Raw genomic sequence first — 19,340 nt, forward strand, 5'->3', positions numbered from 1 at the left:
ATAGTATGGGCATAAGAAAAAGATGGGTGAGTGGTTTACTGGGCGTCTTGTTTACCGGCACTGTCATAGCGCAGGGCCATCATTCGTTCGAAATAAAGGATGGGCAATTCATCTACGATAGCAAACCGGTTCAAATACATTCAGGTGAAATGCATTATGCCCGCATCCCGGCGCCTTACTGGCGGCACCGGTTACAAATGATAAAAGCAATGGGGCTGAACACGGTGGCCACCTATGTGTTCTGGAATTATCACAACCCTTCACCGGGGGTATGGGATTTCACAACCGGTAGCCACAACCTCAGGGAGTTCCTGCGCATTGCCAAAGAAGAAGGCATATTTGTGATTCTGCGACCCGGTCCTTACGCCTGCGCCGAATGGGAATTTGGCGGATACCCCTGGTGGTTGTTGAAAGACACCAGCCTGGTGATTAGAGCGTACAACCAGCCTTTTTTAGATTCCTGCAAAACATACATCAACAAACTGGCCGAACAGGTAAAAGACCAGCTGGTAAGCAAAGGCGGGCCCATCATTATGGTACAGGTGGAAAATGAATTTGGGTCTTACGTGTCGCAACGAAAAGATATACCGCTGGCCGAACACCGCCGGTATAATGAAGCCATCCATCAATTACTGATCAATTCCGGGTTAACAGGTCCCTTCTTTACATCAGACGGAAGCTGGTTGTTTGATGGCGGTTCTTTACCCAATGTATTACCCGCTGCCAATGGTGAAGGCGATGTAGAGAACCTGAAAAAGCAGGTGAACAAATACCATAACAACCAGGGGCCGTATATGGTGGCGGAGTATTATCCTGGCTGGTTACACCATTGGGCGGAACCTTTCCCGAATATACCCACCAAACAGGTTACTGAGCAGATAGAAAAATACCTGAAGAATGACGTCAGCTTCAACGTATACATGGTGCATGGCGGCACCAACTTTGCCTTTACTTCCGGCGCCAATTACGACAAAGACCACGGCATTCAACCCGACCTCACCTCGTACGATTACGATGCGCCCATTACCGAACCAGGTTGGGCATCACCCAAATACCTGGCTGTGCGGGAGCTGATGAAACAATATGTAAAATATCCGGTGCCGGAGATTCCCGCTCAAATGCCGGTGATCACCCTGCCACCCATTCAATTAAGCCAATCAATGGATGTGTTTGACTGGAAGAAAACCATCAAACCGGTAATGGCAGATACACCATTGACCTTTGAGGCATTGAACCAGGGACATGGGTATGTGTTGTACAGCAAAAAGTTCACACAACCGGTACAGGGCAATTTACAGGTAAATGGATTGCGTGATTATGCCGTGGTGTATATAGATGGAAAGAAAGTGGCGGTATTGAATCGAATGAATAAACAATATACGGCCACTGTAAATATTCCTGCAAACGGTACACTTGACATCCTGGTAGAGAATATGGGTCGTATTAATTATGGCAGTGAGATCGTACATAATAACAAAGGCATCATATCACCGGTGCTGATAAATGATAAAGCCATCACGGGCAACTGGAATATGTACAAACTGCCATTTACCCAACAGCCTGTTGTACGTTCAGGAAAACAAATAGAAGGAAAAGCAGCGCTGTACAGCGGTACATTCACTGTAACAAAACCCGGTGATGTATTTTTAGATCTGCACAGCTGGGGCAAAGGGATCATCTTTGTAAACGGCCACAACCTGGGCCGCTACTGGCAGATAGGCCCGCAACAAACCTTATACTTACCCGGGTGCTGGCTTAAAACCGGAACGAATAGAATGGTGGTGTTTGAGCAGCTGAATGAGCATATTAAGCCGGAGATCCCAACTGTACAGAAGCCTGTGTTGACTGAATTGAAAAAGGCAGTGGACAACTAACGAACTCAATAACCTACGAATCTAATAACAGGAACTTAACATGAATAAAAGCATTTCATTTCTACTAAGCTGCTTTATAGTAACAAACCTGCACGCACAAAACAGTACAGCTGTATTCCGCAACTCCCAACAACCAATGGAGGCCCGGGTAAACGACTTACTGCATCAGTTGACCCTGCAGGAAAAGATATCGTTGCTGGGCTATCGCAGCAAAGAGGTAGAACGGTTGGGCATACCTGCTTACAACTGGTGGAACGAAGCCCTGCATGGCGTGGCAAGAGCCGGCGTAGCAACGGTATTTCCACAAGCCATTGGGATGGCGGCCACTTTTAACGATGGTTTACTGAAGGAAGCCGCTACTGTTATCTCCACAGAAGCCCGCGCCAAATACAATTTATCACTGGCGCAGGGGCGGCACCTGCAATATATGGGATTGACCTTTTGGTCGCCCAATATCAACATCTTTCGCGATCCACGCTGGGGGCGCGGACAGGAAACCTATGGCGAAGATCCTTTTCTTACCGCACACATGGGAACGGCCTTTGTAAAAGGTTTGCAGGGTAACGACCCCCGCTATTTAAAAACATCGGCCTGCGCCAAACACTTTGCCGTGCACAGCGGACCAGAGAACGGCCGACATACCTTTAACGCCATCGTAGATGAAAAAGACCTGCGCGAAACTTATCTCTATGCTTTTCATGCCCTGGTTGATGCCGGGGTGGAATCAGTGATGTGCGGTTACAATCGCCTGAATGACCAGCCCTGTTGCACTGGCAATTTTTTATTGAACAGCATTCTGCGCAATGAATGGAAATTCAAAGGCCATGTAGTAACAGACTGCGGTGCGCTGGATGATATTTTTATGCGGCACAAAGTAATGCCCTCCGGGGTGGAAGTGGCAGCCGCCGCTATCAAAGCCGGGGTGAACCTTGATTGTTCAAACGTGTTACAAAAAGATGTAGAGAAAGCAATAGAACAAAAACTGCTGACCGAAAAAGATATCGACAGCTCACTGGCGCATTTGCTGCGCACGCAGATCAAGCTGGGTTTTTATGATGATCCCACTGCCAATCCATTTTATAAATATGGCGCAGATAGCGTAGCCAATGCTGCCCATGCAGCGCTTGCCCGGGCCATGGCGCAGCAAAGCATGGTGTTGTTAAAGAACAGCAACCAGTTATTGCCGTTGGATAAAAAGAAATATCCTGCTATTATGGTGCTGGGTAGCAACTCCGCTTCTATGGATGCTTTACTGGGTAACTATCACGGCGTAAGTAATCGTGCGGTAAGTTTTGTAGAAGGCATAACCAATGCAGTAGATGCCGGTACCCGCGTAGAATATGACCAGGGCAGCGATTACAACGATACTACCCATTTCGGGGGCATCTGGGCAGCGGGCAATGCCGATATTACAGTAGCGGTGATAGGATTGACACCGGTGTATGAAGGCGAGGAAGGCGATGCCTTTCTGGCTGCCAAAGGAGGCGACAAACCCGACATGAGTTTACCGGCTGCGCATATTGCTTTTATGAAAGCGCTGCGCAAAGGCAATAAGAAACCCATCATCGCTGTAATTACTGCCGGCAGTGCAGTGGATCTTTCTGCCATAGAACCTTATGCCGATGCCATCATCCTGGCCTGGTATCCCGGGGAGCAGGGCGGCAATGCCCTGGCAGATATCCTGTTTGGAAACGTATCACCTGCCGGTCGCTTACCCGTAACTTTTTACCAGTCATTTGCCGATGTGCCGGCTTACGACAATTACGCCATGAAGGGAAGAACGTACCGATATTTCAATGGTAAAGTGCAATATCCTTTCGGTTATGGATTAAGTTATACCTCCTTTGCTTATGAATGGCAACAAATGCCCGCGAACATCCGTACGGTCAAAGACAGTGTTTCTTTCTCTATAAAAGTTAAGAACACCGGCAGCATGGATGGCGATGAAGTGGTGCAGGTATATGTTGAATATCCGCCCGTAGACCGGATGCCATTGAAAGAACTGAAAGCATTCAAACGGGTGCATGTAAAAGCCGGTGGCGAAGAAATTGTGCAATTGACCATTCCGGCAGCCGATCTGCAGAAATGGGACCTGGCTACCAATAGCTGGAAGTTATACCCCGGCTCGTATAATGTATTTGCCGGTGGTAATTCAACTGATAAAAAGATTGTAGCTACTATTAAAGCAGGGGGAAAGAAGTAGGGCAAAGGGCAAAGGGCAAAGAATTTCGGGCGGACCAAGTTCGTTTATACTGCTCAAATAATCGCGAGCCCTTTCACGTTTGACGTTTCACGATTATCGCGAGCTATTGACCATTCACCATTGACCATTCACGAATAAGAAACTGCAATATGAGAATACTTAGCTGGTTAATATTATTAGTGTGTGTAGTAAATCAGATAACTCTGAGCCAAACCCGTTACGAATTAAACAACGGTTGGGTATGTTCCCCCATTGGCTCAGTAAAAGCCACCGGCGAAAAGATCTCTGCGCCATCGTATTCTATAAAAGGCTGGATGCCGGCCACAGTGCCCGGCACGGTGCTAACTACTTTACTGAATAACAAAAAAGTGCCTGATCCTTTTTATGGCCTGAACAATGAAAAGATCCCTGACATATATAAAACCGGTCGCGACCATTACACCTATTGGTTTGTAAAGGAGTTTACAGAAAAGGCGCCGGGTAACGACCAGGTATGGTTGCAATTCAGAGGTGTTAATTACAGCTGTGATGTTTTTCTAAATGGCAAACAATTGAACAGCGCCCGCCATTACGGAATGTTCCTTCGCCAATCCTACAACATAACCAAATTGCTGAATGGCAACGGACCTAATCGCTTAGCGGTGATTGTATATCCCATCGATCCTGTTGGTAATCCCAATGGCGGACAAGGTGGGGATGGGACTATTGCCCGCAACGTATCGCACCAATATGTAGCGGGGTGGGACTGGATACAACCTATGCGTGATCGCAATACCGGCATCTGGGATAAAGTGTATATTGAAAGAACCGGTGGCGTGAATATTAAAAACCCGCATGTGGTTACCCTGGTGCCGGGTGTGCGTAACGTGGAAGGCCCACAGGCGCCGGCCCAGATCATGGCCAGCGCAGAACTTGAGAACCCGACTACTTCAAAGAAAGAAGGAGTGCTGCAATATCAAATAGATGGACAGGTAGTAAAACAAACCGTGAGTATTGAACCTGGTTCAGTGAAAGAAGTGACCCTGCCCATGTATCAGCTCAGCAATCCGAAATTATGGTGGCCTAATGGCTATGGCCCACAGAATTTATATACCCTGCGTTTTCAATTCCTGGAAGCCGGACAAACCGTTACTGATGAAGAAACCATAACAACCGGTGTACGAGAAATTCAAGCCAGCTGGAATACCAACACCCGAAGCAAACAGATAGCAGTAAACGGACAAAAGATCTTCATCAAAGGCGGCAACTGGATCATTTCCGACGCCATGCTGCGTTTCACCGATCAACGCTATGATGCCGAAGTGCGTTATCATCGCGATATGAATCTGAACCTCATCCGCGTATGGGGTGGGGCGCTTATTGAGCGGCCAGAGTTCTTCAACGCCTGCGATAAATATGGCATGCTTGTAATGCAGGATTTCGGGATGTCGGGCGATTGCAATGGCCGTTGGGTTGACCCCATGAAATCAGAAGACCAATGGACACGCAGAAAATACCCCGACGATCATACGCTGTTCCTGCAATCGGTGGCCGACCAGGTAAAACTGGTGCGTAATCATCCATCCCTCGCTATCTGGTGCGGTGGCAACGAGATCACGCCGCCCGAAGATATTTTACGTCCCATGAAGGATTCCATTTTGCCGGCGCTGGATGGCACCCGCTGGTTTGTTGATTATTCCAACAGCGATGAGATGTCGTTAAATACGCTGGGTGGTAATGGCGACGGACCCTATGGTATACAGGATCCCGTGACTTTCTGGGAGCACCGCACTTTTCCTTTCAATTCAGAAGTAGGATCGGTAGGCGTAGGTGATTATGAATCCCTGAAGCGTTTTATGCCAGCAGAAAATATGCAGGTGCCGCAATATCCTTCCAACAAAGTAGACCCCGTTTGGGACTATCATAAATACATTGGTTACGACCAGTACATCGACCCCTATGGCCCCGCCAAAGACGTGGCCGATTTTGCCAAAAAAGCGCAACTGGTAAATTACGATCAGTACCGCGCCCTCGCCGAAGGATTTAGTAACCACATGTGGGACTGGTATACCGGGTTCATCATCTGGAAAACCCAAAACCCCTGGACAGCCTTACGCGGACAGATGTATGATTATTACCTCGATCCCAACGCCTGTTTGTTTGGTTTGCGCAATGGCAGCGAACCGGTGCATGTGATGTGTAACCCTATGGATGGCATGGTTACTATAGTGAACAACAGTTTTTCAGAACAAAGGAACCTGATGCTGACAGTGCATTTTTATGAGCTGAACGGCAAAGACAGTTTTGTTACCCAGGTATTCACGTATATAGAACCTACATCGGTAAAACGGATACTATCTGTAAAAGACCTGGCAGGCAAGCTCGCAAAAGACAAAGGCGCGTTCCTTTCCCTGCAATTACTCAATGAAAAAAAGCAGGTAGTCAGTGATAATTGTTACTGGCTGCCCGATGCAGGCGGTCATTATTCCGGTTTGCAATCAATGGCGTCTGCAGCATTAAAAGTAAAAGCAAGTCAAACGGGCAAAGGAAAAATAGCCGTAACGCTCACCAATGCGGTGAACGATCCCGTTGCCTTCTTTAACCGGGTTACCCTGCTCGATGCAAAAACCAAAACCCGGGTGTTACCCGTGTTCTATAGTGATAACTATTTCTCCGTATTACCGGGCGCCGAAAAGACGATCACAATAGAATATGAAAATTCTAATCCACTTCTAATTCAGGTGGAGGGTTGGAATGTAGCGGCTCAATACATAGTTCCGGGTCCTTAGTTTTAAGTGCTGAGTGCTGTGTTCTAAGTCGCAGTTATTAGGTTCATAAGTTATTAAGTTCGTAGATTATGTTCTTGGGCGGGAAACCGGAAACCGGCGAGTGGCGACCAGTTCTCGGGAGCCTATGAACTTAATAACCTACGAACTAAATAACTAACAAACTTGAACCACTGTCTGGTACGTTAGTGCTTCGCTTTAATCCCCTGCAACCTACTGCCCCCCACGCCCGTCTTTAACATTAGCAGATATTTACTATTTTACAAACCAATCTGCAAATAAACCCCATATATAATATGTTCTGTCGGTGGCTTGTTTTGTTTTGTTTATTCCTGTTCCAATCCGGTTTGCAAAGTATTGCCCAGCAAAAAAACTCCATTGGGATACAACTGGTCGATATAAAGCCAGGTACTTTCAACATGGGATCGGAACGTGGAAAAGAAGATGCCGACGAAAGCCCCGTACATGCGGTGACCATCTCCAAAGGTTTCAAAATGTCGGCCACGGAGATCACCAACAAACAATACGAAGCATTTGATCCTGAGCATAGCAAGCTGCGTGGTAAATATGGGTTCTCCATAAAAGATGAGGAAGCAGTGGTTTTTGTGAGTTATGAAGAAGCTGTCGCTTTTTGCGCCTGGTTATCGCGCAGGGAAGGCAAACCCTATCGCCTGCCAACGGAAGCAGAATGGGAATATGCCTGTCGGGCAGGCACTACCACCGATTATTTTACAGGCAATGAACTGCCTGCCGAATACCAGAAACTACAACACACCAATCGCACCCCCGTGCCGGTATCCCTGGAGGTAGCGCAAACGCCGCCCAACGAATGGGGATTGTATGATATGCATGGCAATGTAGAAGAATGGTGCAGCGACTGGTATGGCGCTTATGTCGCCAATCCACAAACAGATCCTGTAGGCAGGCAAACCGGCATGAGCCGGGTTACCCGGGGCGGCAGCCACAATACCCCCGTGCGTTACCTGCGTTCGGCTAACCGACAGGGTATGCTGCCCGATGATAAACACTGGCTCACCGGTTTCAGAATAGTGCAGGGCGCTCTGCCCCGAACAAAGGCGTTACCGGCTGAACCAATGCCTGCCAATAGCGCCCAGGTAAATCAGCAAAAATATGTTTGGCAAAAAGAAACCCAGCCGATCTTTGAAACACCCATTGCATTTGTAATAAAACCCGACAGCAGCACCGGTATCCCCTTCTATAAACACAATCATTGCCCTGCTATAACGTGGTGCCCCAATGGCGATCTGCTGGCAGCCTGGTTCACCACTAATGCAGAGTCCGGCCGCGAAATGACGATCCTGGCCAGCCGCTTACGGGCCGGCAAAAAAACATGGGATACCGCCTCCCTGTTTTTCATGGTGCCCGACAGAAACACCACCGGCACTTCTCTTGTATACGATCAAAAGGGAACGTTATACCATATTAATGGATTAGAGGCCGCAGGCGACTGGCAAAACCTGGCCATGGTTATGCGCACCAGCACCAATAACGGTGCCAGCTGGTCGAAACCGGTATTGATAGAACCTGAGCATGTAAAACGTCACCAGGTGATCGCAGGTTCACAGGTTACCCGCGAAGGCTGGCTGGTGCAGCTTTGTGATGCTGATCCCAGCTCACGCGGCGGTACCGCTATGTACATCAGTAAAGACAAAGGTACGCATTGGACAACGCCCTATACATTGCCCAATACACCACAGTATAAAGATGGAGCCACTGGTGGACTGATTGCGGGTATCCATGGCAGTGCTGTACAATTAAAAGACGGCCGCTGGCTGGCATTCGGCCGTAATGATAATATTAAGGTAGATAGTGTGGTAGGGGAAAGAATGACCATGAGTATCTCCGGCGATGGCGGCGCCAACTGGCAATACAGCCCTTCTATATTTCCGCCCATTAGCAGCGGACAGCGCCTGGTGCTGCGCCGCCTGAATGAAGGTCCCTTATTGATGATCTCCTTTACCCACTGTCCCGGTAAATCAACCGTGGAAGGCATGGACTTCACCAAACCCAATGGCGAAGTATATAAAGGCTATGGCATGTATGCCGCCCTTTCTTATGATGAAGGCAAAACCTGGCCGGTAATAAAACTGTTGACCGACGGACACATGCGTCAACTCAATGGCGGCGCCTGGACCGGCATGTTCAGAATGGACAGCACCCATGCAGAACCAAAAGGGTACCTGGCCGCCACACAAACCCCCGATAATGTAATACACCTCATCAGCAGTAACCTCTATTATCGATTTACATTGGCGTGGTTGCAGCAACCTTAATACCAACTTCAGTAAGGTACAATAAATTCCCACCCATTAATTTAACTAACGGTGACACTATGAAGTGTCAATGATTGTGCTGATTGTAATCAGCTTTTTGTAATTTTTTTAAAAGTGTGCAACAGATCATTGAAAATTGTTGCCTGATATAAAAGAATTGTTATTTCTTAATTACAAAAAATGGATTCACGCACACTTATAGTATGTCATCATGTTTAGCTTTTGCTATGCATGATTGAGAAGTATAGCCATCAGTATAGCCATCCGTGTTCATCAATAAGGAATAACCAAAACGCTCAACACTTCACCGTTCCTTAACTGAAAAGGGTTTTAACACCGTCAGGGAGTTTCTTAAAATGATTTTGCAGTCTGAAAAATGACGGCCGGGTATCGCTATGTCATTTTGTTCTCAACCTTTTCCTGGGAGCTATTTAATCATTATAAAACACACTGCTAATGAGACACGTTCACTTGCTAATTGCATTCATTTTGCTGCATGCTGCGGTACTGGCGCAAAACCGGCAAATATCCGGTGCTGTCAAAGACAAGGCTGGTACTGGTATTCCCTCCGTTTCAGTTAAAGTAAAAGGAAAAAATAATCAGACAATCACCGATATAAACGGTGTATTCAGTTTGCAGGTACCAGCTGGTAATATTCAACTGGTAGCCAGTTCAGTTGGCTATGGCGAAACTACTATTGATGTACCTGCCAGTCAAAGCACTGTCGCTATCACCCTCCAGGAATCAGGAGAACAACTGGGTGAAGTGATTGTAACAGCATTGGGTATTTCGAAAGAATCCAGGAAAGTAGGGTATTCTGTGTCAACCGTTGCTGGTGACCAGTTAACTCAGGCAAGGGAAACCAATGTAGCTAATTCATTAAGCGGCCGCGTGGCTGGCTTAAAAGTATCAGGCACCAATGGCGGTCCTGGTGGAACAGTAAAATTATTATTGCGGGGTTTGCCAAGTATGAATAATCCCGGCTCACCGCTGTTTGTAATTAATGGCGTGCCGATGGACAACACACAAAGGGGCGCTTCCAGCGAATGGGGTGGGGCCGATAACGGCGATGGTATCGGTAACATCAACCCCGATGATATTGAAACCATGACGGTGCTGAAAGGCCAGGCTGCTTCTGCCCTCTATGGCTCAAGAGCTTCCAACGGCGTAATTATTATTACTACCAAATCTGGCAAGCGCAATGATTTTTCAGTAGACTATAACCTGAACGCGATGGTAGACAAAGCCATCGACTATACCGATTTTCAGTATGAATACGGACAGGGTGTAGGTGGGCTTAAACCCGCTACAGCGGCGGCTGCGCAGGCATCGGGCCGGTTAAGCTGGGGCGCCAAACTGGATGGCTCACAGGTGATTCAGTTCGATGGTAAAATGTATCCCTATTCTGCACAAAAAGACAATGTCAAAAATTTTTACCGCAGCGGTCCTTCTGTAACCAACACAGTAGCGGTTTCAAGAGGCGGCGAGAACGGTTCATTCCGCTTATCATTATCAAACCTGAACAACTCTTCCATTGTAAGGGGCAGTGGTCTCACAAGAAAGACCGCTAACCTGAATATTGATCAGAACATTACTGATAAGCTCTCTATAAAAATGGTGGCCAATTATATTGATGAGCAATCACAGAACAGGGCACAGCTGAGCGATGGTCCTATGAACCCCAACAACGGCTTTTTCCTTGCAACTAATATTGATGAGAACATCCTGAAGCCGGGCTATGACCCTGCCACAGGTTATGAAACCCAATTCAGCGACGATGAATATGTTACCAATCCCTGGTTTGTAGTGAACCAGTACCACAATGACCTGGGCCGTAAACGGTTGATTACATCAACAGCGGCAAAATACCAGTTCTCAAAATGGTTGTACGCCCAGGCACGCGTTGGCTATGATGTAGCTCATGACCGGCTGTTCAGGGTAGAACCCTGGGGAACTGCATACACTACCAACAGAGCTGGTAGTTTACAGGACCTTTCTTCAACAGAACGCTTTGAGTTGAATGTGGATGGATTGATCGGCGCTACGCACAAAATAACAGAAGACTTATCTTTTGATGCAGCCATTGGCGCCAACCTGCGTAAGAACCAGGAAGAAAGAATAAAGATCGGCGGTGGTCCGTTCATCATCCCATATCAATATAGCTGGAATAATGTACAAAACTTTAACCGCGATTATTCTTTCTATAAAACAGAAGTTCACTCTGCTTACTATACACTCGATCTGGCCTATAAAAACTTTTTAACGGTTGGAACAACCGGCCGGTATGATGCTTATTCTACCTTGCCGAAAGACAACAACAACATCTTCGTTCCATCGGTATCTGCCAGTTTGATCTTTTCTGAATTAACCCATATCAAGAGCCTTGACTTTGGTAAACTCAGGGCTTCTTATGCGGTAACAAGTAATGAGTTATCAAAAGCCTACCAAACCCAGGTGTATTATTCGCTGGGTAATAATTTCAATACCGTGCCTATTGGCCAGTTCAATACCTCATTGCCAAGTGGTTTGTTGAAACCCTTTACCGTTGCTGAGTTTGAAGTGGGAACCGAACTGCGTTTTTTAGCTAACCGATTGAATATCGATGTAGCCTGGTATACCAAGAAAACAAAGAACGAGATCATGGGGGCTACCTACAGCATTGCAACCGGCTATACCAGCGGTTACATTGCCAATGGCCAAACCCAGAACAGGGGATTGGAATTGCAGGTCAGCGCTACACCGATCAAAAGCAAAGACTTCAGCTGGACGGCCACCGTCAACTTCACTACCATTGCCAACAAAGTGCTTAAAACAGATGCAGCCGGCAACAACGTAAATCTGGGACAGAACCGGGCTACGTTGGGCAATGCTGTAACAGCTTATGTGAAAGGCTTCTCAGGTCCGCAGATCCTGGCGTATGATTATAAATACAATTCAAAAGGAGAGATGATCGTAGATGCATCGGGCTATCCCATCCGGCGCGATACGTTGCTGGCCCAGGGTAGTGTATTGCCAAAAGAATATGGTGGTATAAATAATGAATTTATTTATAAGGGTATTTCGCTTTCATTCCTCATCGATTATAACTATGGGAATAAAATACTCAGCGCTACCAATTTTTATTCCATTTACCGTGGCCTGAACAAGTTGACGCTCGATGGACGCGATGGTATTACTAAAGGTGTGCTCGAAAACGGCAATACCAATACCACAAAAGCCGATGCCCAGGGTTATTACACCGCTGTAGCGCAACGAATAACCAAAAGCAGCGTACTGAACGGCGACTTCATCAAACTGCGTCAGGTTACAATAGGGTATAGTATACCAACAGAAATAGTTAGCAAATCGGTGATCTTCAGATCGGCCACCATTTCACTGGTGGGCCGCAACCTGTGGACTATCATGAAGCGGAGCGATAACATTGATCCGGAATCAAATTTTGGTTCCACCATTAATTACATTGGTATTGAAGGTACCAGTTTGCCTTCTACCCGCACATATGGCGTTAACCTGAATTTGAAATTTAAAAAGTAAAAATTGTAAAGATGAAACGAATACTTCAATATATAAGTTTGGGGGTAGTGCTGTTGGCAACGGGTTGTACCAAAGACTTTGAACAAATAAATACTGACCCAACCCAAGCCCCGCCTTCAAATTTTAACTCCGATTACTTTTTATCAGGCAGTCAGTACAATTATATAAATGGGATAACAGGCTATAATGGTTCCATCCTGTTCCAGAGCGGTTGGGCCCAGATCTTTGCCTCTACCTCCTCAGGCGCTGCCAACTATTACAGCAATATGGATAAATATGTAGCATCTGGGAATACCAATGATTACTCAGGCCGCGGTTGGGACCTGGGTTATAAAGGAGCCCGGCTGGCGCAGGAAATTATAAAGAACTACGGCGCCAATCCCGACAAGGTAAATGTGGTCAGCGCTGCTACGGTAATGAAGGTATTGTGCATGCAATATATTACCGACATCTATGGGGATATTCCTTATTCCCAGGCATTGCAGGCTTCTACCAATGTAACAACGCCTGTATATGATAAACAACAGGATGTATATAATTCCATGTTGACCGACCTGGATGCCGCTTTGTCGAAGTTTGATGCGACAAAAGGGAAACTGGGCGCCGACCTGTTCCCCTACGCAGGCGATATAGCCAAATGGAAAAAATTTGGTTATTCGCTCATGCTGCGCATGGCCATGCGACTGACAAAAGCGGATATTGCAACCGCGCAAAAGTATGCCGAGAAAGCTGCTGCGGGCGGAACACTGTCATCCGTTTCGGAAGATGCTTACATAAAAGGAGACAATACCAATGGCTACCGAAGTGAAAACTCCCGGGCGCTGGTTACCCCGGCCGATTTCTACCAGGTAAGGTGGAGCAAATTGCTGATAGATTATTTGAAAGCTACCAATGATCCCCGCGTAAGCGTCATAGCAGAAATACCACCAGCCGGACTGAACGCAGGTCAGGACCCAACAAAATCTGGTGATAATACATTTTCCAAACAAATGGGCCTGCCCAATGGCTGGGACCTCAATGGCGGGGCAACTGATATCAGCAAAGCGCCCGGTTATCCCGGTGGTTCAGGCTCGGGCGGCGATTTCACACCTATAGGTCTGTATAGCCGGCCACGTACTATCATCTATACTGATTTGAATAGTCCGCAGTTTGTATTAACGTATGCCGAATCGGAGCTCCTGTTGGCAGAAGCAAAAGCACGAGGCTGGAATGTTGGCGCCACCACTGCTTCAATGCATTACCAAAATGGCGTTTCTGCTGGTTTGCAGTCATTGGCTGCCTTTGGCAGCAGCGCTGCAATTAGTCCTGGAGATGCCGATGCATATGCAATAGCTCATCCGTTGGATGTAAGTTCCCTGAACGCCTCCTTAAAGATGATCAATGAACAGTACTGGGCAACCACCGGCATTCTCATGAATTTCGTGGAAGCCTGGAACAACTGGAAAAGATCAGGCTATCCTGCCTTAAGCCCGGTTGTATACGTAGGTAATTTTTCGAAAGGACAAATTCCAAGGAGACAATTGTACCCCACAACCGAATCAACCGCCAACCCGGCTAATTACAAAGTTGGTGTGAGTGATTTGAATGGAGGGGATGATTGGATTTCGAGGGTTTGGTGGGATAAGTAATAGTTGACCAGTTAACTAGTTGACGAGTTGACGAGTTAAATGCAAGTTGATATAGTTGATAATGTAAGAAGTGGGAAGTTGGTAGTTGATAGAGTTGATAAAGGAGCCCTTTCACGTTTCACGACCTACTTTCTACTTCTTACTTCATTCTCTTTATGCTTATGTTACGATTGGCTATCCATACCACATTGATATTCCTTGTGACAACAAAAGCCATAGGGCAATCTCCTCTTTTCGAACTCCTAAACCCCAAACAAACCAACATAAAATTCGAAAACCACATCAGCGAAACAGAGAACCTGAATGTACTGGCCTATGAATATTTTTATAATGGCGGTGGTGTGGCCGTGGGGGATATCAATAACGATGGACTGGAAGATATTTTCCTGACATCGAACATGGGGGAGAACAAGTTATTTCAGAATATGGGCAACCTGCAATTCAAAGATATTACCAAAGAAGCAGGAAAGGATTTATCAGGAAGGCCCGGTGGCTGGAAAACAGGTGTTACCATGGCCGATGTAAATGGAGATGGCTGGCTGGATATTTATATTTGTTATTCCGGCAAGGTATCCGATGATATGCGCAGGAACCAGTTATTCATCAACCAGGGCAACGGTACCTTTAAAGAAGAAGCGGCCGCTTATGGCCTCGATGATAAAAGCTACAGCACCCAGGCTGCTTTTTTTGATTACGACAATGATGGCGATCTCGATCTGTTCCTGTTAAATCACAGCGTAAAGAAGATCGATAACATGGAGTTTGCCCGGTATCGCGATGAAGTAGATGAACTGGCCGGCGACAAATTATACGAAAATCAGAACAACCATTTTGTAGATGTTTCCAAAAAAGCAGGCCTCAGACAAAACCCATTGACGTTTGGCCTGGGTATAGCTATAGCCGATATCAATAAAGATGGCTGGCCGGATGTATATGTGACCAATGATTATAACGAACCCGATTACATGTACATCAACAATGGCAACGGTACCTTTACCAATAAGGCCGATAAATGCCTGCGTTACCTGTCGCAATTTTCCATGGGTGTTGATATTGCCGATTTTAACAATGATGCCCTGCCAGATATCATTACGCTCGATATGTTGCCCGAAGACAACCGGCGACAGAAATTGTTGCAGTTGCAGGAAAACTATGAATCCTTTGCCCTAATGGTAAATCAGGGTTTAAACCCGCAGTATATGCGTAATATGCTGCAGTTGAATAATGGGCAGGGTAAAACCGGCGAGCAAACCTTTTCTGAAATCGGTCAACTGGCCGGCGTATCTAACACCGACTGGAGCTGGTGCCCCTTGATGGCCGATTATGACAACGACGGTTACAAAGACCTGTTCATTACCAATGGCTATTTCCGCGACTATACCAACAAAGACTTTTTACGATACTGGGGCGATTACAAGGTGAAAAAAGCAGTAGACCGCGAACCGGTTTTACTGATGGACCTTATTCGCGCCATGCCCTCAACATCTGTTATAAATTATATTTTCAGGAACAACCACAATTGCACATTTTCGAACCAGCAGAAACAATGGGGGATGGATAAGCCGTCCGTTTCATCAGGAGCGGTATATGCAGACCTGGATAACGATGGCGATCTTGATCTGGTGGTCAATAACATTAATGACAATGCGTTCGTATACAGGAATACCGCGCGGGAGAACTCGAAGGCTGGTTACCTTTCCCTTATTTTACATTATAAAAAGCCAAACTGGTTTGCTATTGGCGCCAAAGTGTATGTGTACGATCGCCATGGCGTGCAATATGAAGAATTGAACCCCACCCGCGGGTATTTGTCATGCGTTACTACCCGTTTGCATTTTGGGCTCGACAGCACCACTACTGTTGACTCCATAAAGATCATTTGGCCCGATCGTACGGTGCAACTGTTAACCAATGTAACAGCCAACCAACAACTCACCATCAATTACGACCCACCCAAACCTGTTATAGACGATGATCCCGTGTATGCCGGTAAAACCATTTTCACACCCGCTAATAAATTATTTACTTACACTCATACCGACGCCAGCGAAAATGATTTTAAACGCCAGTTGCTGATGTTGTTCATGTATTCAAAATGTGGTCCGGTAATGGCAAAAGGCGATGTAAATAAAGACGGGCTGGAAGACCTGTTTGTAAGCGGTGATAAAAATAAACCCGGCAGGATCTATATTCAAAATGCAAAAGGATCATTTTACGAAGCGCCTGATTGCAGCATCGGGGACGAGAATTCATCCACCATTTCGGCAGCGGCATTTGTTGATGTGGATGGCGATGGCGATCAGGACCTGTATATTGCCAAAGGAGGATATGGGTTGTATGAACCCGGCTCTGGGGCGTTGCAGGATGAATTGTATATAAACGATGGTCACGGGCAGTTCAAAACCGCAATGGGCGGATTGCCCAATGTAAACGCAAACAGTAAATCGTGTGTGCGGCCTTGTGATTTTGATGGCGATGGCGATATGGACCTGTTTGTGGGCGGCCGGATAATCCCGGGCCGTTATCCATTGGCGCCTACTTCTTATTTATTGGTGAATAACGGCAAGGGACAGTTTACTGCCGCCACAGTTCCATTCTCGAATATTGGCATGGTCACCGATGCGCAATGGGTGGACCTGGATAAAGACGGCCGGAAAGACCTGGTGCTTTGTGGCGAGTTTATGCCGATAACCGTGTTTATGAATACGCCAACAGGGTTTGTAGATAAAACCAGTACGTATTTTGATAAACCAGCGAATGGTTTCTGGTTTACGCTGCAGGTCGCCGATCTGGACCAGGATGGCTACGATGATATTATCGCCGGTAACCTGGGATTGAATTCCTGTTTACACGTATCGGAAAAAGAACCCGGTGTGCTTTATTATGCCGATTTCGATAACAATGGATCCATCGATCCCTTCTTTACCTATTATATTCAGGGGGAAAGTTATCCATTTGTAAGCCGGGATGAACTGAATGAACAGATCTATCCCATGCGAAAAGTATTCACTTCTTATGCGGCGTATTCAACAGCTACCATCAACGATATTTTTACAAAGGAAGAACTGGCAAAAGCCAATCGCCTGCAGGTAACGGATACCCGGAGCCAGGTGTTCTTAAATAAGAATGGTAAAATGATACCCATTGAATTGCCCATGCAGGCGCAGTTCTCCGTAGTGACCAGCATCATCGCCGATGATTTTAATGGCGATGGTAAAAAAGACCTCTTGTTATTCGGTAATCATTCCGACAACCGGTTAAAGCTCGGTTGCATCGATGCCAGTTATGGCTGCCTGCTAACCGGCGATGGCAAGGGGAATTTCAATTATATCAATCAACCCCTATCGGGGCTCGATATAAAAGGCGATGTAAAAGCCGCCGTGGAATTAAAAGCAAATAATACAAAATTTATAATAGCAGGGGTGTGTAACAGCGCCATGCAATTTTATAAAGTACAGTAACATGCCCTTAAGCAATTTTCGTTTGTTTGGTATATTGTCAGGCCGGCGTCTGGAGACAGGCGTCGGTTTAATTTCTTTTTTTGTTTGCTTCCTGTTTCAACAGGCGCCCGCACAAACCATGGCCGTTAAAACAAAAGAGTGGAAGGCAGAAAACACCCTTACCCGCTATTTGCAGCCAGCAGTATTTTCATTATCAAAAGTAATGATGCACGATGTGGTGAACCCGCCGGCGGCTGCGCGCTATTATGCTTATTGTATACTGGGCGCTTATGAGCTCATTTCCCAACATGACCCCTCAGTGATACCGCTCAATAATTTCCTGAAGCAATACAAGCGCCCTGCTATTACCATGCAACCAAAACAGTACGATCATCGCATTGCAGCCATTTATTGTATTATGGAAACCGGCCGGCTGATGCTGCCTTCGGGTTATCAACTGCAGGAAGATGAAGAGCGGTTCATTGCCGAACAGCAAAAAGCAAAAGTTTCCCGATCTGTTATTGATAGTTCGGTTGCTGTGGCCAGTTACCTGGCAGCCCGCATAGTAGAGTATGCCAAAGCTGACCGGTATGGAAAGCTAAGCGCCCAATTACGCTATACGCCGGTAAAAGGCGATGCGTATTGGTATCCAACGCCGCCTGCTTATATGGAAGCCGTTGAACCCAACTGGAAATCCATTCGGCCATTGATAATTGATTCCTGTAACCAGTTTGTGCCCTTGCCGCCTGTTCCCTTCAGTAAAGACAGCACCAGCGATTTTTATCGCCTGGCAAAAGAAGTATATGACGTTTCTGTAAAACCCACGCCCGAACAACTGAACATCGCTTCTTTCTGGGATTGCAATCCCTTTGTAGTGGCCACCTCGGGACATATGTCAATCGGGTTTAAAAAGATCAGTCCGGGCGGGCACTGGATGAACATTGCCGCCATTGCCGCACAAAAAGCGAATTTAAATTTCACCGAAACCATCACCGTGCAAATGCTTACAGGCATCACCATCATGGATGCCTTTATCAGTTGCTGGGATGAAAAATACCGTTCGAACCGCATTCGTCCGGAAACCTATATCAACCGTTACATCAATATAAAATGGCAGCCCTTGCTGCAAACGCCACCATTCCCTGAATACACCAGCGGGCATAGTGTGGTGTCAACCGCTGCTGCAGAAGTACTCACGTACCTGCTCGGCGATCAGTTGATGTTTACTGACAACTCAGAAGCATTGTTTGAAATTCCCGCGCGTTCATTCAACTCCTTCAGACAAGCTGCCGCCGAAGCCGCTATCTCCCGCATGTACGGCGGCATCCATTACCGTGATGCCATTGAGAATGGGCAACAACAGGGCAAACAACTGGCTGCGTTTATCGTGGGCAAACTAAAATCGGCGGGCGTTCAACCATTGAAACCTTGATGGTACTTCATTGATACCACAATGGTAACTCAATGGCACCTCTTTGCTTCCCCGGCCCCGAATTACCAAACGTCCCACCGTTTTCCTCGAACCGTCACATCATTCCGGGAACAGCGTCCCATATTTAACAAATGAGATTGGTTCTGATTTACCTTTGTGTTATCAGTACT

8 protein-coding genes are annotated in these 19,340 nt (G+C 46.6%); all 8 read left to right on the forward strand.

The features are described 5' to 3' along the window. Window positions 1–5 precede the first annotated feature (5 nt). Window positions 6–1,874 (forward strand): beta-galactosidase, encoded by a 1,869-nt coding sequence (locus ACJ751_RS19855; RefSeq protein WP_407747263.1) that lies wholly within the window; start codon window positions 6–8, stop codon window positions 1,872–1,874. 40 nt (window positions 1,875–1,914) lie between these two features. Next, window positions 1,915–4,077, forward strand: a complete 2,163-nt coding sequence (locus tag ACJ751_RS19860) for a glycoside hydrolase family 3 N-terminal domain-containing protein (RefSeq protein WP_407747264.1) — start codon at window positions 1,915–1,917, stop codon at window positions 4,075–4,077. Between the two features lie 149 nt (window positions 4,078–4,226). Beyond that, on the forward strand, window positions 4,227–6,845 hold the full coding sequence (locus ACJ751_RS19865) for a glycosyl hydrolase 2 galactose-binding domain-containing protein (RefSeq protein WP_407747265.1): 2,619 nt from the start codon (window positions 4,227–4,229) through the stop codon (window positions 6,843–6,845). A 293-nt stretch (window positions 6,846–7,138) separates the two neighbouring features. Further along, a complete protein-coding gene (locus ACJ751_RS19870) occupies window positions 7,139–9,136 on the forward strand; it encodes an SUMF1/EgtB/PvdO family nonheme iron enzyme (RefSeq protein ID WP_407747266.1) in 1,998 nt (665 codons plus the stop codon). Between the two features lie 456 nt (window positions 9,137–9,592). After that, window positions 9,593–12,670 (forward strand): SusC/RagA family TonB-linked outer membrane protein, encoded by a 3,078-nt coding sequence (locus tag ACJ751_RS19875; RefSeq protein WP_407747267.1) that lies wholly within the window; start codon window positions 9,593–9,595, stop codon window positions 12,668–12,670. An 11-nt stretch (window positions 12,671–12,681) separates the two neighbouring features. Next, window positions 12,682–14,298, forward strand: a complete 1,617-nt coding sequence (locus tag ACJ751_RS19880; protein ID WP_407747268.1) for a SusD/RagB family nutrient-binding outer membrane lipoprotein — start codon at window positions 12,682–12,684, stop codon at window positions 14,296–14,298. 200 nt (window positions 14,299–14,498) lie between these two features. Further along, window positions 14,499–17,759 (forward strand): VCBS repeat-containing protein, encoded by a 3,261-nt coding sequence (locus ACJ751_RS19885; protein ID WP_407747269.1) that lies wholly within the window; start codon window positions 14,499–14,501, stop codon window positions 17,757–17,759. A 1-nt stretch (window position 17,760) separates the two neighbouring features. Beyond that, the gene (locus ACJ751_RS19890) at window positions 17,761–19,170 is read left to right on the forward strand and encodes a vanadium-dependent haloperoxidase (protein WP_407747270.1); all 1,410 of its coding nucleotides are present in this window, start codon (window positions 17,761–17,763) and stop codon (window positions 19,168–19,170) included. The last annotated feature ends 170 nt before the right edge of the window (window positions 19,171–19,340 follow it).

The sequence above is a fragment of the Niastella sp. genome, assembly GCF_045805085.1.
Lineage (GTDB): Bacteria > Bacteroidota > Bacteroidia > Chitinophagales > Chitinophagaceae > Niastella.